Annotated in this window: 21 protein-coding genes and 1 other annotated feature; of the genes, 8 read left to right on the forward strand and 13 right to left on the reverse strand. The window is 53.9% G+C overall.

Going from position 1 to position 19927, the window contains the following annotated elements:
* Positions 1–4 precede the first annotated feature (4 nt).
* Positions 5–1183: a transglutaminase domain-containing protein gene (locus PAE68_RS18435; protein WP_281889398.1), complete on the reverse strand. Its 1179-nt coding sequence runs from the start codon at positions 1181–1183 to the stop codon at positions 5–7.
* A 47-nt stretch (positions 1184–1230) separates the two neighbouring features.
* The gene (locus tag PAE68_RS18440; protein ID WP_281889400.1) at positions 1231–1665 is read right to left on the reverse strand and encodes a hypothetical protein; all 435 of its coding nucleotides are present in this window, start codon (positions 1663–1665) and stop codon (positions 1231–1233) included.
* 296 nt (positions 1666–1961) lie between these two features.
* Here PAE68_RS18440 and PAE68_RS18445 point away from each other — a divergent pair, with 296 nt between their 5' ends.
* The 3 genes from PAE68_RS18445 (at position 1962) to PAE68_RS18455 (ending at position 5676) form a co-directional block, all read left to right on the forward strand.
* Entirely contained in the window at positions 1962–3152 is a 1191-nt protein-coding gene (locus PAE68_RS18445) for an MFS transporter (RefSeq protein ID WP_281889403.1), read from the forward strand.
* A 382-nt stretch (positions 3153–3534) separates the two neighbouring features.
* Complete coding sequence (locus PAE68_RS18450; RefSeq protein ID WP_281889405.1) at positions 3535–5121, forward strand: S-layer homology domain-containing protein; 1587 nt, start codon at positions 3535–3537, stop codon at positions 5119–5121.
* 204 nt (positions 5122–5325) lie between these two features.
* A complete protein-coding gene (locus tag PAE68_RS18455; RefSeq protein ID WP_281889406.1) occupies positions 5326–5676 on the forward strand; it encodes a ribonuclease M5 in 351 nt (116 codons plus the stop codon).
* A 6-nt stretch (positions 5677–5682) separates the two neighbouring features.
* On the opposite strand, the gene PAE68_RS18460 is transcribed toward PAE68_RS18455, so the two are convergent.
* From PAE68_RS18460 to PAE68_RS18485, 6 genes are all read right to left on the reverse strand, one after another.
* On the reverse strand, positions 5683–6609 hold the full coding sequence (locus PAE68_RS18460) for an AEC family transporter (RefSeq protein WP_281889408.1): 927 nt from the start codon (positions 6607–6609) through the stop codon (positions 5683–5685).
* 24 nt (positions 6610–6633) lie between these two features.
* Entirely contained in the window at positions 6634–7242 is a 609-nt protein-coding gene (locus PAE68_RS18465; protein WP_281889410.1) for an SCO family protein, read from the reverse strand.
* A 100-nt stretch (positions 7243–7342) separates the two neighbouring features.
* Positions 7343–8281, reverse strand: coding sequence for a heme o synthase (gene cyoE, locus PAE68_RS18470; RefSeq protein WP_281891141.1), 939 nt, complete (start codon positions 8279–8281; stop codon positions 7343–7345).
* A gap of 310 nt (positions 8282–8591) precedes the next feature.
* A complete protein-coding gene (locus PAE68_RS18475; RefSeq protein ID WP_281884708.1) occupies positions 8592–8975 on the reverse strand; it encodes a transposase in 384 nt (127 codons plus the stop codon).
* Positions 8972–9748 carry an IS4 family transposase gene (locus tag PAE68_RS18480; protein ID WP_281886576.1) on the reverse strand — a complete coding sequence of 259 codons (777 nt, stop codon included), beginning with the start codon at positions 9746–9748 and terminating at the stop codon, positions 8972–8974. The genes PAE68_RS18475 and PAE68_RS18480 overlap by 4 nt, the downstream gene beginning before the upstream one ends.
* 262 nt (positions 9749–10010) lie before the next feature.
* The gene (locus PAE68_RS18485; RefSeq protein WP_281889412.1) at positions 10011–10268 is read right to left on the reverse strand and encodes a hypothetical protein; all 258 of its coding nucleotides are present in this window, start codon (positions 10266–10268) and stop codon (positions 10011–10013) included.
* Positions 10269–10554: 286 nt separating this feature from the next.
* Between PAE68_RS18485 and PAE68_RS18490 the strand changes: the two genes are divergently transcribed.
* Positions 10555–10986: a cell wall hydrolase gene (locus PAE68_RS18490; RefSeq protein WP_281889413.1), complete on the forward strand. Its 432-nt coding sequence runs from the start codon at positions 10555–10557 to the stop codon at positions 10984–10986.
* A 43-nt stretch (positions 10987–11029) separates the two neighbouring features.
* Positions 11030–11494 (forward strand): spore coat protein GerQ, encoded by a 465-nt coding sequence (gerQ, locus tag PAE68_RS18495; protein WP_281889415.1) that lies wholly within the window; start codon positions 11030–11032, stop codon positions 11492–11494.
* 57 nt (positions 11495–11551) lie between these two features.
* Here the strand turns inward: gerQ and PAE68_RS18500 are convergent, their stop codons facing one another.
* From PAE68_RS18500 to PAE68_RS18510, 3 genes are all read right to left on the reverse strand, one after another.
* Positions 11552–12841, reverse strand: a complete 1290-nt coding sequence (locus PAE68_RS18500) for a molybdopterin molybdotransferase MoeA (protein WP_281889417.1) — start codon at positions 12839–12841, stop codon at positions 11552–11554.
* A 60-nt stretch (positions 12842–12901) separates the two neighbouring features.
* Positions 12902–15046 (reverse strand): molybdopterin oxidoreductase family protein, encoded by a 2145-nt coding sequence (locus tag PAE68_RS18505; RefSeq protein WP_281889419.1) that lies wholly within the window; start codon positions 15044–15046, stop codon positions 12902–12904.
* Between the two features lie 146 nt (positions 15047–15192).
* Positions 15193–15498 (reverse strand): hypothetical protein, encoded by a 306-nt coding sequence (locus tag PAE68_RS18510; RefSeq protein WP_281889420.1) that lies wholly within the window; start codon positions 15496–15498, stop codon positions 15193–15195.
* 123 nt (positions 15499–15621) lie between these two features.
* Between PAE68_RS18510 and PAE68_RS18515 the strand changes: the two genes are divergently transcribed.
* On the forward strand, positions 15622–16605 hold the full coding sequence (locus tag PAE68_RS18515) for a metal-dependent hydrolase (RefSeq protein WP_281889422.1): 984 nt from the start codon (positions 15622–15624) through the stop codon (positions 16603–16605).
* Positions 16606–16746: 141 nt separating this feature from the next.
* Here PAE68_RS18515 and PAE68_RS18520 read toward each other — a convergent pair whose 3' ends face one another.
* On the reverse strand, positions 16747–16971 hold the full coding sequence (locus tag PAE68_RS18520; RefSeq protein ID WP_281889424.1) for an alpha/beta-type small acid-soluble spore protein: 225 nt from the start codon (positions 16969–16971) through the stop codon (positions 16747–16749).
* Positions 16972–17128: 157 nt separating this feature from the next.
* Here PAE68_RS18520 and PAE68_RS18525 point away from each other — a divergent pair, with 157 nt between their 5' ends.
* Entirely contained in the window at positions 17129–17305 is a 177-nt protein-coding gene (locus PAE68_RS18525; protein WP_281889426.1) for a hypothetical protein, read from the forward strand.
* 114 nt (positions 17306–17419) lie between these two features.
* On the opposite strand, the gene trpS is transcribed toward PAE68_RS18525, so the two are convergent.
* The gene (trpS, locus tag PAE68_RS18530; protein WP_281889428.1) at positions 17420–18409 is read right to left on the reverse strand and encodes a tryptophan--tRNA ligase; all 990 of its coding nucleotides are present in this window, start codon (positions 18407–18409) and stop codon (positions 17420–17422) included.
* Positions 18410–18461: 52 nt separating this feature from the next.
* Positions 18462–18742: a binding site (T-box leader), on the reverse strand.
* Between the two features lie 126 nt (positions 18743–18868).
* On the opposite strand from trpS, the gene PAE68_RS18535 reads away from it, so the two are divergent.
* Positions 18869–19924, forward strand: a complete 1056-nt coding sequence (locus PAE68_RS18535; RefSeq protein WP_281889430.1) for a permease — start codon at positions 18869–18871, stop codon at positions 19922–19924.
* Positions 19925–19927: the final 3 nt, after the last annotated feature.

Below are 19927 nucleotides of genomic sequence, written 5' to 3' on the forward strand. Positions count from 1 at the left end.
TGCCTCAATCTGGAATATGCGTCTCGTTGAAATTCGGCGGGTCAAACCAGTCTCCCCCACTCGACACCCAGGTCGAATCGAGAGGCGCCCAGCGCTGCTGCTCGGTGAGATACACCTCGTTCCAGGCGTGTGGGCCATACCCACCCTTGCCGTCGTAGCCGAGCCCAGTGACAACCTTCACATCAAGTCCGATCGCGCGGGCCATGACCGCATACAGCCGCGAGTAATCGATACATACGCCAAGCCTCGACTTGAACGTATCCTCCGGCGTCTGCTCCTTCCAGATTCGCTTCTCCTCGTACAGCTTGACCTTATCCCAGTCATACTGGACTCGTGTTCCGACCCAGGCGTACAAGAGCCGAGCCTTCTCCTCGTCATTGTTGCCCTTAGCTGTCACCTGCTTAGCCGCTTCCGCAATGTCCGGCGATATACGGGCGTCTAGCACCTCATACTTGCGCTGCAGTATATTCGTGAATTCCTGCTCCACCGCACGGGTGAACACCGGCAGCTTCTTCTCCAGAAAGTCGCCTGTAACCGGCTGAATCACCTTCTCGGCACCCTTCTGGTATAAGCTCGACTGCTGAATGTAGGCCGCCACCTGTGATTGCGGCAGCAGCGCCGTGACGATGAACAGCACCGCGATGACGAGCAGTGCCCGACCGAGACCCGTTGCGACGCCGATGACGCCACCGGCCAAGCTGCTGAGCAGTGACGAGAAGAGACCTCGACCGCTTCGCGCTCCGGTCCGGTCAGGCAGCCGGTCATACGCCCAGCCATCCAGCAGCGGAGACAGCACCTGATAGACGAGTTGCTTCACGATCGTATAGGTCAGCATGAACAGCACACTGTATCGCAGCAGGGAGAAATCTCGGAAGCTCGTCACGGCAGTCAGGTAGAGCTGCTTCCACCTGCCAGGGTCCTCCGTGGCATCAGACGGTATAGATAGATCCAGCGAGCCGAGCGCCTCCTGCACGAGCGGAGACAGCCAGCCCGTAAGCTGCCAGGCGGCGAACAGGCTGATTAAGGTCACCGCTCCTTCTACCACCATAAGAGCCAGCCGCTTAGCTGACGAGGAGGCTCCGCGTAGCAAGCCTTGCAAGATCGAAGCCGCGAAGACCAGTATGATTAATATCGTTATGGCGTTCATGGCAAGCGCTGCGTCCAGCAGCTCCGTGCCGCTCATAAGCGAACCTCCTTACGGTGAGATGGAGCATCGATACGGGGCGCTCGTTAAGCGCCTCCGTTCTTCTGTGCCTGAGCGATCAGCGCCTGCAGCACATCATCCATTTTGACCGTAAAGGTCTGGTTCATAAACATCACCTTCACATCTGGGTCTCCGGGCTTGCCCTCCAGCTTCACGTTCTTCGTCATCACAACGTAAGACCCGTCCGGGCGCTTCTCATATTTGGCTTCCTTGATCTCATTCTGCAGCTGCGCTGCCATCCTCGTCTTCACCTCAGCCGCTGCCTCGGCGCCGACAGTCGTGCCGAGCTCGATCAACTGATCCTTGTAGCTCGCTCCGTAGTACAACAGTCCGGCGAGCAGCGCCAGTACGATAACCCACTTCACAACGGTCTTCACGACCTTCACAACGATCCAGAGCGCCACCAGCACACCTGCGATCACATACCATCGATCCGCAGCGAAGCTCATCAGTGTATCCATGCTATCTTGTCCCTCCTGCCTTCAGGCATCGTTGTTAATGCATCATACGCATCCGTGTAGTGAAAAAGACTGCCTGTCTATCATACAACACACCTTGACGTTTGATCATTACTTTTTTTTACATTCGCACGAGCTGCGACAGTTGTTCACATCGCAAGTAATTGACCCTATGAACAATTAACACCCTTCATCGTTGTACTAACTTCGGCCTGTCCGGCGTATGCGTATAAGGAACGGTCGTGCGGACAACCCGCCTGCTGCAGCGGCAATTATCAATTAAGCAAAGGGGTGACCCAATGAAAACGGCAGTATGGCTATACTTGTTCATGTTCGTCGCCATCTTCGATCTGCACGCGCAATATCCGATTCTGTCTCCGTTCGCGATATCACTCGGAGCCGCACCCTCGTTCATCGGGCTTATTCTTGGCGTCTATTCCATCACGCATCTGCCGGGCAATGTGCTTGCCGGCTACGGTGTCGACCGATATGGCAGCAAAATATTTATACTGTTCAGCCTCATTACGGCCGGCGTGTTGCTGCTGCTGCAATCTCACGTCGACAGCCCTTGGCAGCTGCTCGCCATTCGCTCGGTCAGCGGCTTCGTACTCGCCTTCCTGTCGCCTGCCTGCCTGTCGATGCTGGCCAAGCTTGCACGAGACCGCGTGCAGCAGGGCAAGCTGATGAGCGGCAACGGCATGGTGCACACGCTCGCCTCTGTGCTGAGCCCAGCAGCTGGCGCCTATATGGTAGCGCAGTACGGCTTCGAGCTATCGTTCATTGTGCTCGGCTGGGGCTTGATTGCGACCGGACTGCTCGCGTGGATCTTCGTTAAGGAAGTGCCTGCAGCTCCTCCTGTTCCGGTCACCAGCGTGCCGCATGAAGGTATGACTGCTACGGACAAGAGCGGGCGGCTGAATGCCGCAGGCAAGCCAAGTATAGCGCAAGAGGAGCCGATGTCCTGGCTGTTCTTCGCCATACCGCTGGCGCTCTCCTGCTCGCAGGGTATTCTGTTCTTCGAGCTGCCGCTCATGAAGGAGACGCAGCGCTCGATCATGACGTCCGGCATCTTCTTCTCGCTCGTCAGCCTTGGCTCGCTTGTTACGCTCAGCATGCTGTTCCTGAACAAGGTGAATCCACTCTTACGCGTATCGTTCGGCACCTTGTGCCTGGCGCTAGTCTTCTTCGGCATGTCGATACGTTGGTCGTTACCGATGTCAGCCTCCTTGATCTTGATTGGAATGGCCAAGGGCATCATCTTCCCTGCGATCGCTTCGTTCCTTGCCGTTGTGACGAGCTCAAGCCGTTACGGACGCATCTTCTCCGTGCTGGCGATCTCTTATTCGCTCGGCGCCTTCATCGGCCCGATCGTCGCAGGACAGGTGCGAGAGCAGCTGTCCCCATACTTCATAGCGTTCCTGCTCCTCATGCTGGCGCTCGCCGTTATTCCGCTGAAGCGGGCCTTTACGCCTATACAAGCTGCTGCGTAGCTTAGACGAGACAGCCTGTTCTTTCATCTAGTACAGAGCACTGAGACCCAAGCGCACGCCTTCGTTATCGAGGGCTGCGCTTGCTTGGCGTTTCAGGAGGATGGTCCTGTTTTCGTAGGACATAAGTCCAAATATGGTATTTAATAGAAACTTTTGTGAGCTACCTTGCGTTAAAGGATACGGCATTACCTTCGGGCTGCAATTGTAGTCACTGTATTTTTTCCATGGATGATGATGGAAGTACGGTCGTATTCTGGCTTCACAGTCCGAAGCATGTAAGGGACAATCGTACAGAAAGGAGGTATATGCCGTGTGACACGTGCGAAAGAAGCGAGTCTCACGTTGATCGTCCAGTTCATACAAAGATAGGAGTGAGCTATTCTTGAAACGCCCTGCTGTAAGTAAGATCGCACAATTGACCGCTATTATTCTCGTGATGTCGATGGTCGTACCTGTCATGGCGCTCGCCGCCGGCTTCAAGGATCTCGTATACAAAAACGGGACGGTCACCGGTACGGTGTATTCGAGTGTCTACAGCCCAGCTGTCACCCCGTCCGTCTATGTGTACGATGCAAGCGGCAAGCAGCTCGGTGTCACGACGGCTACATACAGCGTATACAGCAATGTGTACGAATATTTGTTCAGCCTGAACGGACTTGGCAGCCATTCATACATTCGAGTGCTCGGACCTACGGGTGAAGGCTTCAATGTCGCCGACTCCGTGTACAGCACAGTGTATCAATCGTACGATTCAGATGACAGCTCCGACAGCGGCTGCTGCTGGGGAGGCGGCGGAACGCCATCGAGCTCCGACACGATCAGCGTCGGCTCTGGAGGCAGCGTGAGCGCTGACCAGCTGAAGAGCTCATTTGAGAAGTACGACATCGTCACTCTTGATATTAGCGACGATACGGTGCTCATCCCGGCGAGTGCGCTTGAGAGCTTCGTCACTAGCTCCTCCAAGGTGCTGCGCATTATGAATGACAACGGCACATACAACATTCCACTGAAGTCGCTGAAGCTGAAGGAGCTTGGCGAGCAGCTCGACACCTCGATCAGCGAGCTGAAGCTGAAGGCTACGATTCGCCAAGCGACAGAGATGGAGGCAGAAGGCGTTGCGGACGCAGCCAAGCAGCTAGGAGCAGAGGTGCTCGTGAAGCCGGTTGACTTCGAGCTGGCAGCAGTTGGCAAGGAGGACAAGACAACGTCCGTAGACTTCGGCAACCATTACGTAAGCCGTGTCTTACCTCTTGCCGAGGAAGCAAACAAGGCTCAGACGACAGGCGTCCTGTACGACCCGTCGACGAAGAAGCTCAGCTTCGTGCCTACGCTGTTCTCCGGTAAGGAAGCGCTGCTGAAGCGTAACGGCAACAGCATGTATGCAATCATCAAGCTGAACAAGAGCTTCTCTGACATCGGCGGACACTGGTCCGAGGCGACCATTAAGCTGCTCGCGAATAAGCTTGTCGTCGATGGCGTAACTGCTACAACGTTCGAGCCAGAGCGCAGCATTACGCGCGCAGAATTCGCCGCTCTCGTCGTACGCGCGCTTGGTCTTACGACATCATCCGGAAGCTCCAGCAGCTTCAAGGACGTAGCCGCTAGCGATTGGCATGCCGGCGTCGTCGCTGCTGCGGTGAAGGCGAAGCTCGTTGAAGGCTACGAGGACGGCACGTTCCGTCCGAATGCAACGATCAAGCGCGAGGAGCTCGCAGCTATGGTCGTCCGTGCACTCGACTATGCCGGTGCCAAGCCGGACGTTACAGCTTCCCGCCAGGCAGCGTTACTTGCCAAGTACAAGGATGCAAGCTCCATCGTCTGGGCGAAGCAAGAGCTTGCCACAGCGATTGAAGCGGGCGTTGTAGACGGTATGACAGACAGCACACTGGGTGCACGCATGGATGCGACTCGTGCACAATCCGCTACAATGCTGCAGCGCTTGCTCGTGAAGGCATCGTTCATCAACTAGGACTCATTCATAAGCAGTCAGCTTGAACCGAATCCTCGCCTTATCCCGTCTTGCGGGAGTTAGGCGGGGATTTTTTTGTCATCCAACAACGCTGACTTCGACAATTTCCTGGGAAATACGTGAAGACTCGGATTGGAACAGACACCATAACGGGTTATACTACATATAAAGCTCAACATATTGAACGGAATGCGGGGGATTGTGATGTCGATTGCCATCGTTGTCGAAGGAAAGAACGATAAGAGCCGGCTTAAGCGGCTACTCAAGGAGGACATCCTCATCGTGTGCACGTTCGGCACGTTGAATACGGACAAGCTGGAGCAGCTGAAGAAAACGATCGGCGATCGCGACGTCTACTTGTTCACTGATAATGATTCGTCAGGTAAAAAAATTCGCGGCGTGCTGCGGGATACGTTCCCAGACGCTGAACAGATCTATACGCGGCGGGGCTATGCGGGCGTGGAGGGTACGCCGGATGAATATCTGATCCAGCAGCTCGAAAAAGCCGGTCTCGAGGAGTTCATCTTGTACCCTCCTGCTGAGCCGGCTTTCTAATAACGATTAACCTATGAATTGCATCAAATAAATGACAAGCGATACGGTGAATATACTAAAAACAGTGGATGAGAACACAACCTGTGACGTGAACTCCGGCTCATTGTCATACTCGACGGCGAGCAGCACCGAGCTGAGCGAGGTCGGCACCGCACAGGACAACACCAGCGCCTTCGCCATCAAGCCTTCGATCCCAAGCAGCAGCACAATACCGAAGCCGATTAGCGGTGCTACGCACAGCCTCAGCACGTTCGACAGCAGCACGTCGGAGAAATTGAGCTTCCACTTCATGCTGCCCAGCTGCACCCCAAGCGTAATGAGTGCAGTCGCGATGAAGGCATTCGATATATAATTGATCGGCGTGTAGATTGGCGCAGGAATCGGAATCTCGAAGCCGCGCATCAAGAAGGCAATCGGGATGACATAGATGACCGGCATCGATAAGATGGTGCGGACCGACTTCCTCCAATCGTTCGTCTTGGCCGAGTTGACCGCATAGATGCCGTATGTATTCGGAATCAAGCTCTGCATCATCATAATAATAATCTGAATCGACAGCGTGAACGGATCACCGACGAACACAAGCTGGTTCAGCGGAATCGCATAGTTAGCGCTGTTATAGAAAAGCACCGTATTACGCGCAGCTGGCACCATGCCGCCCTTGTAGCCGCGCACACGTATCACAATCTCCATCATGATGTACAACGCGGCAAAAAAGATAAAAAAGAACAGCAGCGTCTGCCCGATCAGCGACATCGACAGCTCAGATTCATACAGCATCTTGAACACGATAGCCGGTGCGAATAAATAAAAGTTCAGCTTCGACAGCGTCTTAATATCCAATTGAAACGCTCGGTACAAAAGAGCACCGAGCGCAATCATAATGGTCAGCGGAATGACGTTGTTTAACAGAATATGAGTAAATATGCCCAAGGTATAAGCACCTCGATTCGCCGATTATTTTTCTTTGCTAATCCGAATTAAGTCGTTCGCAACCTTCTCGACGTCGAGATCCTCGTCATGCGCGCTGTAGTACGTACGCAGGTCTCCCTTGCCATCGACTAGCAGGAACAGGTTGCTGTGCGTCCAGCTGTCGCCCTGCGGGTCCTTCGCAACAAGTACGCCGAACTTCTCGGCAAGCTCGATCGTCGCCTTCTCCTCTCCCCGGAGGAAGTACCAGGCGCTATAGTCTGGATTATAGCGATCCGCGAATTCCTTCAGCCGCTCCGGCGTATCCTTCGTCGGGTCGAATGTGATGGACATGAGAGCCGTCTTCGAGCCGAACGCCCCTTTGTCCTTCAGAACGTTCTGAATCTTCGACAGTGTGTACGTCGAAGGCGGACACACATCCGGACATGTCGAGAAGAAGAAGTATACGAGCTTCGCCTTCCCCGCTGTATCTGCGAGCGATACCTCCTTACCATCCAGATTGGTTAGAGTGAAGTCAGGCGCCTTCTTCAGCACCCCGATCTTCTCCTCTGGTCCCTTCATGAGCATGTAAGCGAATACCGCGATTAAGCCAACAAGCAATACGATGACAACTGTTTGGAACAGCCTGCTCGGCATCTGTTACTCCTCCTTCGTTCAGTTCATGGTATCGTGCAAAAAGTGTAAAATAAAATCCCAAGCCACAGCTGCGGCATGGGATTAAACAAACGGTCCATAATCAGCTGGCCTGTACAGGCGTTGTGCTGATCACCATAATAATGAAGAGCAGCGTCAAATAATTAATGGACACAATGAACATCTTCTTCGCCCATTGATTCTCGTCCTCCGCATTGAAGCCCTTCAAGCTAAGGAACGTCCAATACAGACCGAGAATGACAGCTCCATAGAAATACAACTCGCCGACGTAGTCAAATACGTACAGCAATAGCGATACCGGCACAAGCAGTACGATATATCGAATCATCGCCATCTTGGTCGGATAAGTGCCTCTGACTACCGGCAGCAGCGGGAAGCCCGCAGCGCGGTACTCCTCCATACGGCGAATGCCGAGCGCCCAGAAGTGCGGCGGCTGCCAGAGGAACAAGATCAAGTACAGAATGAGCGCACCCATATCGAAGGTCTGCGTGACCGCACAGTAGCCGATCACCGGAGGCACTGCTCCGGAGAAGCTGCCTACGAATGTACTCCATATTGATGTACGCTTGAACCAAGCGGTATAAATCCATACGTATAAGAAGAGACCGATCAGACCAAGCAGCGCTGCGAGCGGACTGTTCACAAGAAACCAGAGAACAGCAAGTCCGGCAATCCCGAGCACGATGCCATAGCCAAGCACAATAGACGGCGACAGCTTACCGGTTACGAGTACGCGCTTCTTCTTGCTCTCCATCTTCGCATCCATGTCACGGTCCAAATAGTTATTTAATACCGTACCCGAGGCCATCACGAGGGCCGTACCGAGCAAGGTGAGCACGAGCTTCAGCCAATCTACCTGCCATGCGGAAGCTACCCAGAAGCCGCCGAACGCCGTAATGGAGTTAGAAAATATAATGCCTGGCTTAATAAGCTGAACGAAGTCCTTCCAGCTGACCGATGTGCTCTCTGTCGACTCGACAGCCGCTGCCGCCTCTACGCCTACAGATGCATTCGATCCCATATCCAAGCCTGCATGTGCATGCTCCTTCAATTTGTAAACCTCCTTTTGCCGCTCAACTTGACTCTTATCATATCAACACGCAGGCCATTTGACAATAACATCGACCGCTGTTCAAAATATTGTCGAATCCCTTCCATAATCAGTAGCGTTGCATAAATCATGACATCTAAAATGGTGGAATATTCAGAAATTAGTTTTCAAATTCCAAGGGCCAAAAACTTACGGGGTACCCCTGAAACAGGCAGTTGCTGTCCATTTGTAATATTCATCCTTTTCAAGTTGATGATTGGTTTTTTTCGACTTAGGCGACTTACTGGTCTTTCTGTTTCTTCTGTCGCCCTCTCGAAGTTCGACTTGGTTTTCGCTCTACTGCTGCGACCATCCTCAGCCACGGTTGCCACATGAGTTCTTTCAAAGCCTCAATGAGTTCCGTTAACGTTCGACTCGTTCCCAGTTCTAGCTTCATAAGCAGCAGCAAGCAGTATGCAATTAAACAGATCCAAATCTGATTCATCACTGCGTTCTCGCTGTCACCGTAAAAACAGGTTAGCTTCAGGTTCTGCTTGACCCACCGGAAGAACATCTCGATCTGCCAGCGGCTACGATACAGGTCACCAAGCTCTTCTGCCGTCAGGTCGAACCGATTCGTAATGATACGGACCTCATTACCGCGACCGTCTGTGGTGACGATCATACGAAGGGGTGCTGCATGCGCTTGTGAGCTTTGCCTAGCACGACTTTGACATCGCGGATGATGTCTGAATCTGTGTTCACCGAAAGTTCTTCCACTTCTTCGACAACAGCATTGTCCTTTAATCGTGATACGAATCGAATGCCACGCTCGCAGTAACTGTCGTATTTGCCGTAGTCCAGATACCCGCGGTCCATCAGATACGTGACGTCCGACTCATCGATCAGGACGTCCATTTGGCTGCGGTCTGCGGGCCTTGCAGGCGTAACCACTGCCTTATCCGGATAAACATGGTCGGGGTCAGCAAATGCCACTCGCAGGTGCAGTTTCACGCCTGCTTTCGTTTTTCGGAAAGTCGCCCATTTATACCGCTGTAGGCAAACGCTGATCGTAGAAGAGTCTATAATCTTGACCGTTCCGATGCGCCCTGATATCGGCCTAGCATCTCGATGCAACTGTGTAATGAGATTACAAAGGATGGCTTGAAGTACTTCTGGGTCCAGTTGATTATTTTTACGGGACAACTGGGATGCACTGATCGAAGCAATGCCGAGTTGCTTTTGAAATTCCTCGTCGTGCTCCAGCTTTCGCATGATGGAACGAAGACCCTTTCGCTTCTCTAACTGTGCTTCGATGAAGATGTACAGAAAGACTAAGGTGTCGAGCTTTTTCACATAACGGTCGAGCGTAGTCGTGCTTTGCCAATTCGGGATGATGTTTGGATTTATTGGTGCAACCCATTTACCAAATGCAGAAAATAGTGTATCCTTGTCCATGCGTATCTCCTAAGTTAGGGATTTGGACAGGGCTACCTGTTACCCTAATTTTAGGAGTTTTTTGTTACAGAGTACGACCTATTTATTACAATAATAGCACAATTTGTCCAATCTGTTCGCGTGTTAGTTTTTATGCAACGCTACTGTTCCATAATATAAGAAAGCATTGGAGCATGCGAAACGAGCCCGAAGCGCCTGCCTTGTCAGGCAAGCACTTACGGGCCCATCGGATTGCGTATCGTTAGGCAGCAGCTCTAACACGCTACATACCTTCCTCCCACTCCGCCAGCTGAATCCAGATCGGTGATGCAAGACGACCACGGCGAACCGTACCGCCCGCTAAGGCTGCGACTCCGAACGTCAGACGGGCGGCAGCTCGATTCATCGAGCGCTGTTGAGCAGCCTTCGGGTCTTGCTCTGCCTCAGCGGCTCTCCGACTCCTCTTATGGGCCTCGTCCTCATAGTGACGCGCAGACCGTATAAGGTCTCCATCTTGCCTTGGAAGCATATTCGGTATCATGTTCTTCCATCCCCCTCTATTCAGCTATCAGCATTCAGAATGGAACATCACCTTCAACAGAACGTTATTAACTTCATAATAACATAACATGGAACCTGTGTATATACCTTATGTTAGATTATATGACACAAACCACTTCACCTAACCTAATTTCGGACAAGCTTCTGCATTACTTCCAGAAAATCGCTAAATTTGGTGTCAAGAATACAAAGGTAGCCTCATAGGCTGTAATATGTGCGGCAGCCCGAAAGCTGTTGAGCAAAAGCAAAGGAAGTGAATGACTACTATGGCAGTCATCAAAGCAAACTCCAATGACGTCAAGATGCTTGCTCGCCTGATGCGTGCAGAGGCAGAAGGTGAGGGCGAGCTCGGCATGCTGATGGTCGGCAATGTCGGGGTCAATCGCGTCCGGTCAGGATGTCTCGACTTCAAGTCAATCAAGACGATTCCGCAAATGGTGTTCCAAAGCCCCGGTGGCTTCGAGGCCACACAGAAGGGCTACTTCTACCAGAAGGCGCGGGATAAGGATGTGCGCCTGGCCAAAAAGATCATTGCAGGCGAACGTTACCATCCCGCCAGCAACTCCTTGTGGTTTTTCCGTCCTGCCGGCGCTTGTCCGGCGCAATGGTATAACCAGCCGAATACCGGCAGGTACAAGAAGCATTGCTTCTTCTCGCCAACAGGAGCCAACTGTCCAGGTGTATACAACACGTACTAATCAAGTCGTGTTAGTTATAATTTAGAGGAGGTTTTCACGAACCATGTATAACCCTTACAAAGCGAACCCGTACGGCGGCCAGCAACCAGGCTACATAGGTGCACAGCCAGTCGTTCAGCAGACTGCTCCTGCAGGTGCTCAAGGCTATGTCCCTCCTGTTCCAAGCGGAACTCCAATTACACCGCAAGGGGTGCCGATCGTTCCTCAAGCACCGGCTATGCCGGGAACGCCAGGGCTGCTTCCAATGGAGCAGTCGTATATTGAGAATATTTTGCGTCTGAACCTCGGCAAATTGGCGACGATCTATATGACTTACGAGAACAACTCCGAATGGAACGCGAAGGTGTACAAAGGACGCATCGAGGCGGCAGGCCGCGACCACATCATCATCAGCGATCCGCAAACCGGCATGCGCTACCTGCTGCTAATGGTCAACCTCGACTATATTACGTTCGACGAAGAGCTGCAGTACACGTACCCTTACGCCACTGCTCCGACAGCCCGTTAATATATAGTGTACATGAAGCAAAGAGGAGCAAGACCGTAAGGTCGCGCTCCTCTTTGTTCAACACTTCATATGAATCGAACGATAGACCATGATCGGCACCGTATCGCCAACCCGCAATGCAGCCCCACCATTAAGCCGAATGAGGCAGTTAGCGCCAATGAAGCTACCGATCATCCCGGACGACTGCCCCCTTGCCATCGCAACCTTCAGCTCACTACCCTCCATATAAGCCTCAGCTCGAAGGAAACGAACCGGCTTAATGGGGACAAGGTCCATCTTCGTGACCAGCCTCGCTTGAATGAACGGAAGCGTCGCCCCGTTGAATCCAGACATAGCACGAAGCGCTGGCAGCACGAACAGCTGCGCGTTGACGAAGCACGCTGCCACATTGCCGGACAGACCGAAGAAGGGAATATCCCCCTTCATCGCAAAGCGCAGCGGGCTGCCAGGACGCATCAGCACCTTCCAGAACACTGTGCTCGCATGCAGCCTCTCATAGACAGCATGCATGACGTCCGTATCGCCAACCGATACGCCGCCTGTTGTGACGACCATATCTACACCTTCAAGTACGTCGCCAATCGCCATGGAGATCGAGTCTACGTCATCCGCGACAGGCAACACCTGCCTAGGGACCCCTCCTGCCTCACGAATGAGCGCGGCGAGCATGTAGCTGTTGGAGTCATAGATCTGTCCCGGCTTCAGCGGACCCGCGACATCGATAAGCTCCGTTCCGCTTGCAACGATACCGACAACAGGCCTGCGGAACACATCCACCTCCGATATGCCGAATGTCGCGAGCACTGCGATCTCCGCCGCGCCGATGAGGCTCCCTTCCGCGAGAACAACACTCCCCATTGCAATATCCTCGCCCCGGAACGAAATGTTGTCCCCCCGCTTCAGCGGCGCCAGCACTTCGATCTCCTCGACATCAGGGCGAAAGCGCCCCTTCGTCGCTTCGAAGCGACACACTGCATTCGCTCCAGCCGGAATCATCGCCCCCGTCATAATACGTATCGCTTCACCCTCGGCAAGCGGGCGTCCTGGCACCTCGCCAGCCTTCACCGAACCGACAACCTTGAGCCTCGCTGGGGACTCCGACCTCGCCCCAAGCACATCCTCTACCCGCACAGCGAAGCCATCCATCATCGATCGATCGAATCGAGGCACAGACTGCGCCGCGGTCACGTTGGAAGCGAGTACTCGCCCGAGACTTTCACCGAGCGGCACTCGTTCCTTCCTCGACAGCTTCTTCCGATCGATATGCTCCAGCATAAGCCTTACTGCCTCATCAACCTGCACAGGAGGTGCCGCCCCCTCAATCCGCCAATTACTCTCTCGCTCCATCAGACACCTCCGCCCGTCCTAACCGGTGCGCCGCCCGCCAAGCTATAGCCTGTTACACGGCTAATCTACCCGTTCAGCCCGAACAGCGCAAATCTTGAATTCAGGCATGCGACTGATCGGATGCAGCGCATCGTTCGTCAGCCGATTAATCGACAGCTCTCCGCCCCAGTGGAACGGCACGAATATCGTCCTCGGATGTATACCCTCCGTCACTTTCACATCGAACACAAGAGCTCCTCGCTTGCTCGTCAATCTCAGCTTGCTGCCGACCCTCATCCCGAGCCTCTGGGCGAGTGCAGGGTGAATCTCCGCGACCGGCACCGGAGCCTTCTTCATCAACGACTCGGAGCGCCTCGTCTGGGTACCACTTAAATAGTGATTCGGCAGCCTGCCCGTGGTGAGTACATAAGGATATTCCCGCTCCACCGGCTCCGCAGGCATCTGTGGCGTAATCGGATGCAGCTTCGCCTTCCCGTCGGGCAGGTTGAACTTATCGCGGAACATATGCGGCGTACCCGGATGATCCTGTGACGGGCATGGCCAGAATAGCCCCTTCTCCCGCTTCAGACGATCATAGGTAATGCCGCTGTAATCCGCCTTACCGCCAGCGGATGCACGAGCCAGCTCGTTGAAGATGTCCTCTGACGATTCATAGCGAAAATACGCTCCGCGCCCCAGCCGCTCAGCCAGCTCGCACACGAGCTGCACATCAGACATGCAGCCTTCCGGAGGCTGCAGCGGCTGACCGCGATGAAAGACACGCCCCTCGAGATTCGTCATCGTACCTTCCACCTCTAGGAACGACGTCGAAGGCAGCAGCCAATGCGCATACTCGGCGGTCTCCGTCTCGAACATATCGACGACGATCAGCAGCTCTAGCTTGCTCAGCGCACGCTCGACCAACGAGCTGTTCGGACTCGACACGACCGGATTCGAGCCGATCACGATCATCGCCTTAATCTCTCCAGCATCCGCCTTCTGCAGCATCTCGTACGCCGATACACCCTTACGAGGAAGCTCCTCCTCCCGAATGCCCCACACCTCGCTTACGTAGCGGCGAGCCTCCGGGTCCTCAATCGACTTGTAGCCGGGCAGCTGGTCTGCCTTCAGCCCGTGCTCTCTGCCGCCCTGTCCATTCGCTTGACCCGTAACAGAGCCGAAGCCGCAGCCCTCCTTGCCGATCTTCCCTGTAAGCAAGCTCAGATTCATATAATTGAGCGCATGCTCCACGCCGTTCACCTGCTGCTCCAGCCCGCGAGCCGTAAGCACGATGCCAGTCTTCGCCTTGGCGAAGCCGCGGGCAACGGTGCGGATCACACCCTCCAGCACTCCGGTAATTTGTTGCACCCGATCAGGCGTATACACCTCTACGGCGCGGGCAAGCTCAGCGAAGCCGTTCGTCCGATCATTCACGAATCGTTCGTCATACAGCTTCTCCTGAATAATAACGTTCAGCAGCCCGTTGACGAATACCGAGTCGAAGCCAGGCTGCAGACGGACATGAATGTCCGCCACCTTGCTCGTCATCGTATTGCGAGGATCGATCGTTACGATAATGGCTTTATTTTTTTTGGCTTCCATAATATAAGGCATCATCGTAGGCTGGCATTCGGCGATATTCGTACCGGCCAATATAATGTATTGCGCCTTCGGAATTTCAGACAGCGGCATACTCATTCCCCGGTCAATACCGAAGGCTAGGTGGGATGCTGCTGCTGCAGACGACATGCAGTAGCGCCCATTGTAGTCAATATACTTGGTACCTAGCCCGACCCGCGCGAACTTGCCAAGCAAGTAGCACACTTCATTCGTCAAGGAGCCGCCGCCATAGATGGACACGGCATCCTTCCCATATTGCTGCTGAATCGATTCAATACTTGCGGCAATCTCATCAAGCGCATGGCCCCAGCTAACCGGACTCCATGCATCACCGACATACTTGCGACTCCTAGGAGCGCTCAAGCGGCCCGCATGTAAGACGTGCTGATGAGCATTCAGCCCCTTCTGACACAGCCTTCCTGTCGCCACCGGAAAATCAGGACTCGGCTTAATCGTAAGTCCAGCTCCGCCCTCTGCGGCATGCACCTCAAGTCCACATTGCATACTGCAGTAGCAGCAATGGGAAGAGCGTGTTTCCCCCAGCTTGAAAGTCGTCCCCGCCACCATACCTCTCCACTCCCCCATACCGTTACGAGACGCTATCAACGCCTGACGGCTCTCTTGTAAATGTTATAATAAGTGACATTAGTTTGACTCGATACAACCGGCACACGACTTTCTCTTCCTAAATTGTATGCATCATCGTTTTTAATGTCAACAATTATTACATGAACTTTGAGGGATTCCCTTCTTTATTTGGATACGAAACGCCAGATGTGAATTTTTGCCCGACCCCCAACGACCCACCTCTCCAGCTCACGCCATAGCTGCGTGTCTTCGGACGTCGGTTCAAGCTCCTCCGTGCCGGTCCTCATTTGCTTCATTCGGACGTAAGCCTCCTCCGCGAGGTCGCTCCACAGCTCAACGAACAACCCCGGCTGATCCGTGCCCTCGAACAATTGCAGCCGCGGCTCCCGTAGCTTCATATGCTCCGCCCAAGCGGCATATAACTCCAGAGCTTGAGGCTCGATTCGATACTCGACAAACACAATGTACATCTTTTTCACTCCGATCAGCTTTATTTTGGCCAATAAAATGATACACTACAAGAAACGACTGCGCACCTCTGCTCATGCGTACGCTAAAGGTGCGCGGTCAATACGGCTCACAGGAGGTCATCCATGGATACCGGTACCCACCTCGTCATCGGTCTTGGCTTGGCTGGACTCGCCTACATCGATCCTGTAGTGGCTGCCGATCCGGTAACCGCGACTGCAGTCTTGATCGGCACAGTCGCCGGCTCCCAGGCGCCCGATGCAGATACGCTGCTTCGCCTTAAGAGCAACGCTTTATATGTGAAGAACCATCGGGGCTTGTCCCATTCCATCCCCGCACTGTTCGTATGGACCGCCTTGATCTCGGGCACGCTTGGTCTTCTGTTCGAGGAGCTGCCGCTCGCGCATGTGACGATGTGGGTGTTTATCGCCGTCGCCTTTCACGTCTTCACCGATTTGTTCAATACGTATGGCACACAGGCGCTGCGCCCCTTCTCTCGAAGGTGGGTGTCCTGGAACATCATTCACATTTTTGACCCGTTCATCTTCTCCACCCATGTGCTGGCGATCTTCCTCTGGTCGTTCCGTCTCGTCGAGCCTCACGTCGTATTCCCGGCGCTGTACAGCCTCATTGCCGCCTACTACGTCTGGCGGACGGTTGACCATTACAGACTCGAGCGGGGACTCAAGCGCCACGATCCGGATTACAAGCCAGGTGACACGTATACGTTAATTCCTACCGTTCACTTGTACCACTGGCAGGTCGTGAAGCACAACAGCGACGGCTCGTTCAGTCTAGGAGAATACCGCAGCAAGCTGATCAAGTGGGCAGACCACGTGAGCTGCGACAGCCATCCGGCCGTCGACGCCTCGAAGAAGCATAAGAACATTGCATCGTTCTTGTACTTCACCTCGTTCGCCTGCGCCGAATGCAAGGAATATGACTGGGGCTACGAGGTGCGCTGGGCGGACGTCAGATACAGGCATCGCAAGCAGTACCCGTTCGTCGCGGTCGTTCGTATGGATAAGAACTACGACGTGCTGGACTCTTATGTCGGATGGGTAAGTGAATCCAAGCTGGAGAAAAAGCTTCGCGTAGACGTCTATTAATGATAAAATGCGGATGAGCAAGTTTTCACTTGGCTCATCCGCTTTTGTCTGACTGCGAGCTGCAGCGCAACGTGGAAAAGCCCAAGGAGAGAAGCTCCCCCTGGGCTATATCAAACTGATTGCTGCGTACAAGGTTAGCGATTAGCGGCCTTGACCCGCGATCGCTTGCTCGGCGATTTGCACCAAGCGGCGAGTGATGTGACCACCGATTGCACCTGTGTCACGTGTTGCCATGTAACCATAGTAGCCGTCTTGCGGAATTTGGATACCTAACTCTTGCGCTACCTCATACTTCAACTGATCCAATGCTTGAGAAGCTTGTGGTACTACCAAAGCGTTGCTGCTGCGGGATTGTCCTGCACCCATGTTCAGCACTCCTTTCAATTGGATGATGTCTTTGATGTATTTGCAAGCTTGCAAGCTTATTATGTGCCGCATGCCGAATCTTATACGCAGCTTTTGAAAAAATAATTAGAGTTTCAATAACCATTACCATTCGTTAAGAAAGGCGGTCTCCCTCTATATGAACAAACCATTAGCGCTTCTTTTTGCTTTTATCGGCACCGGGCTGCTCGCCGCGGTCAGCTATTTCATGGCAGCAGGACGTCCTTGGCTCGCGGTCGTGGCAGGCGTCGTGTCCTTCTTCTTCATCGGCTTCGGCTTTATCGTGAAGGCGAAGCAGCGTAAGCGCAACTCCTAAGACGCACATTCGCTCATGAGTTCGCTGTATGCCAAAAAGAACCGGATTCGCGTTACACACCTTTGCTAGGTGCATTCGCGCTTCCGGTTCTTCTGTACCAAGCTTCAACTCAATCTACAGCACAACGAAGCCCATCTTGGACTTCACGTCTCTTAACGTACGTTCTGCCAGCTCGCTCGCCTTCTGCTGGCCTTCCTTCAGTATACGGTGCAGCTCGCCAGACTCGCGAATATCGCGATAAGACTGCTGCAGAGGCTCAATCAGTGCGACGACCGCCTCAGCCAGCTCCTTCTTGAACGGACCGTAGCCCTGCCCGTCGTACATCGCTTCAATGTCGGCAACCGACTTATCGGTCACAGCCGAATAGATGCTGATCAGGTTACTGACCTCAGGCTTATTCGCCGGGTCGTACTTAACCTCGCGTCCCGAATCGGTCACAGCACGGCTAATTTTTTTGCGAATCACATCGGGAGGGTCGAGGAGTGCAATGTAGCTGCCTGCGTTCGGATTGCTCTTGCTCATCTTCTTCGAGGCGTCGTCCAGCGACATGATGCGCGCGCCGACCTCGGGAATATAGCCCTTCGGGATCGTGAACGTATCGCCGTACCGTCCGTTGAACCGTTGCGCGAGATCGCGAGTCAGCTCCAGATGCTGCTTCTGATCGTCACCGACTGGTACGAGATCGGCGTTGTACAGCATAATGTCAGCTGCCATCAGAGACGGATAGGTGAACAAGCCAGCGCCCACCGACTCCTTGCCAGCCGACTTGTCCTTGAACTGCGTCATCCGCTCCAGCTCGCCCATATACGTCAAGGTCGTCATCAGCCAGCCGAGCTCGGCGTGCGCTGGTACCGTTGACTGCAGGAACACAGTTGCCGCCTTCGGATCGATGCCCGCAGCCAAGTATAACGCCGCGACCGACTCGGACTGCTCCTTCAATGCAGCTGGCTCCTGCGGAACAGTCACCGCGTGCATATCGACCACCATAAAGTAGCATTCATGCGTATGCTGCAGCTTCACATAATTGCGCAGCGCGCCGATGTAGTTACCGAGGGTCAATTGACCGCTTGGCTGCATGCCAGAAAGAACCTTAAGCTTAGTCATCGTCGTGGTCTCCTTTACCTATCATAATAGAATGCAAAAAAGGCCCTCCGCCGCAAGGGACGAAGGACCGTGGTGCCACCCTAATTCGCTCATGGCGCCACACGATGACGTGTAAGCATGTGACCATAAGCCTTAATCAGCTCGATAACGGGAGCATACCGGAACAGCATACTGAGCGCCAGCCGCTTGCTGAAGCCGTTGCGGGCTTGCGGGCACCTTTCAACTGTCAGCTCAGGGACCCATTCGCACATCAGCCGCTAACCGGTTCACACCACCCACCGGCTCTCTGTGTAGCTTGGCTTAACGACTACTTGCTCCCGTCCACGCTGTTGTTTCCAGTCATTGTATCGAACGCGGACGAAGGTGTCAACTGAATTTCCAATTACTCGTCCTATATTCATCCACTCCTGCATACGTTATAATAATTATTACGAAAAAGGATAAAAGGAGATCAGAGCCTTGTCCATGACCATTCAACGAATCTTGACGAACGTGACCGCACTGGTATGCTTGGTGATGCTTGTCCTCATCTTCACCCAAAAGCAGCCCCCTGACTTAACATGGCTAAGTGTCGACAGTGTTCAAAACTTCAAAACATTGTTCATCAGCATCGTGCTGGAGGCGATGCCGTTCGTCCTCCTTGGCGTGCTCGTGTCGGCGCTGCTGCAGACGTTCGTCTCCGAGCAGACTGTACGCCGCTGGGCTCCGAAAAATCCGGTGCTCGGTGTAATGTTCGCCTGCGTGCTCGGCATCATATTCCCGCTGTGCGAATGCGGCATGATCCCCGTCATCCGGCGCCTCATCCGCAAGGGACTGCCCGTCTACACTGCCGTCGTGTTCATTCTGGCCGGTCCGATTATCAATCCAGTCGTATACGCCTCGACCTTCATGGCGTTCCGCACGCGGCCAGAAATTGCATATTCACGCATGGCGCTCGCCTTCGTCGTCGCCGCGACGGTCGGACTTCTCGTATACCGGCTCGTGCGCACCAATCCGCTGCGCGCTGCTCATGCTCACACGCACGAGAACACCCATACGGCGGCGGCTCATTCACATGCACACGAGCACGACCACTCACACGATCATTCGCACGAGAAGCCGGGCCGATTACACCGCATTTCCAGCGTGTTCGGACACGCGTCGGACGAGTTTTTCGATATGGGCAAATATTTAATCTTCGGCGCCTTGCTGACCGCACTTATTCAAACGTTCATGTCCAGAGAAAGTCTCGTGTCCATCGGTGAAGGACCACTCAGCTCGCACCTGTTCATGATGGGCTTCGCTTACGTGCTGTCGCTGTGCTCGACGTCGGACGCCTTCGTCGCCTCCTCGTTCGCCACGACGTTCTCAACCGGTTCACTGGTGACGTTCCTCGTCTTCGGACCGATGATCGATCTGAAGGGGACACTGATGATGCTGTCTGCGTTCCGCGTCAAGTTCGTGCTGTTAATTATTACGCTCGTCACTATTGTGACATTGGCCGGTTCTCTTGTGCTCGAACGTATCGTATTCTGATCT

Source organism: Paenibacillus sp. YYML68 (assembly GCF_027923405.1).
In the GTDB taxonomy this organism is placed as follows: Bacteria; Bacillota; Bacilli; order Paenibacillales; family NBRC-103111; genus Paenibacillus_G.

Coding starts and splice junctions, on each gene's coding strand:
- PAE68_RS18435 (WP_281889398.1), bottom strand. CDS start 1,183: ATGAGCGGCACGGAGCTGCTGGACGCAGCGCTTGCCATGAACGCCATA.
- PAE68_RS18440 (WP_281889400.1), bottom strand. CDS start 1,665: ATGGATACACTGATGAGCTTCGCTGCGGATCGATGGTATGTGATCGCA.
- PAE68_RS18445 (WP_281889403.1), top strand. CDS start 1,962: ATGAAAACGGCAGTATGGCTATACTTGTTCATGTTCGTCGCCATCTTC.
- PAE68_RS18455 (WP_281889406.1), top strand. CDS start 5,326: ATGTCGATTGCCATCGTTGTCGAAGGAAAGAACGATAAGAGCCGGCTT.
- PAE68_RS18465 (WP_281889410.1), bottom strand. CDS start 7,242: ATGCCGAGCAGGCTGTTCCAAACAGTTGTCATCGTATTGCTTGTTGGC.
- cyoE (WP_281891141.1), bottom strand. CDS start 8,281: ATGGGATCGAATGCATCTGTAGGCGTAGAGGCGGCAGCGGCTGTCGAG.
- PAE68_RS18475 (WP_281884708.1), bottom strand. CDS start 8,975: ATGATCGTCACCACAGACGGTCGCGGTAATGAGGTCCGTATCATTACG.
- PAE68_RS18480 (WP_281886576.1), bottom strand. CDS start 9,748: ATGGACAAGGATACACTATTTTCTGCATTTGGTAAATGGGTTGCACCA.
- PAE68_RS18485 (WP_281889412.1), bottom strand. CDS start 10,268: ATGATACCGAATATGCTTCCAAGGCAAGATGGAGACCTTATACGGTCT.
- PAE68_RS18490 (WP_281889413.1), top strand. CDS start 10,555: ATGGCAGTCATCAAAGCAAACTCCAATGACGTCAAGATGCTTGCTCGC.
- gerQ (WP_281889415.1), top strand. CDS start 11,030: ATGTATAACCCTTACAAAGCGAACCCGTACGGCGGCCAGCAACCAGGC.
- PAE68_RS18500 (WP_281889417.1), bottom strand. CDS start 12,841: ATGGAGCGAGAGAGTAATTGGCGGATTGAGGGGGCGGCACCTCCTGTG.
- PAE68_RS18510 (WP_281889420.1), bottom strand. CDS start 15,498: ATGTACATTGTGTTTGTCGAGTATCGAATCGAGCCTCAAGCTCTGGAG.
- PAE68_RS18515 (WP_281889422.1), top strand. CDS start 15,622: ATGGATACCGGTACCCACCTCGTCATCGGTCTTGGCTTGGCTGGACTC.
- PAE68_RS18520 (WP_281889424.1), bottom strand. CDS start 16,971: ATGGGTGCAGGACAATCCCGCAGCAGCAACGCTTTGGTAGTACCACAA.
- PAE68_RS18525 (WP_281889426.1), top strand. CDS start 17,129: ATGAACAAACCATTAGCGCTTCTTTTTGCTTTTATCGGCACCGGGCTG.
- trpS (WP_281889428.1), bottom strand. CDS start 18,409: ATGACTAAGCTTAAGGTTCTTTCTGGCATGCAGCCAAGCGGTCAATTG.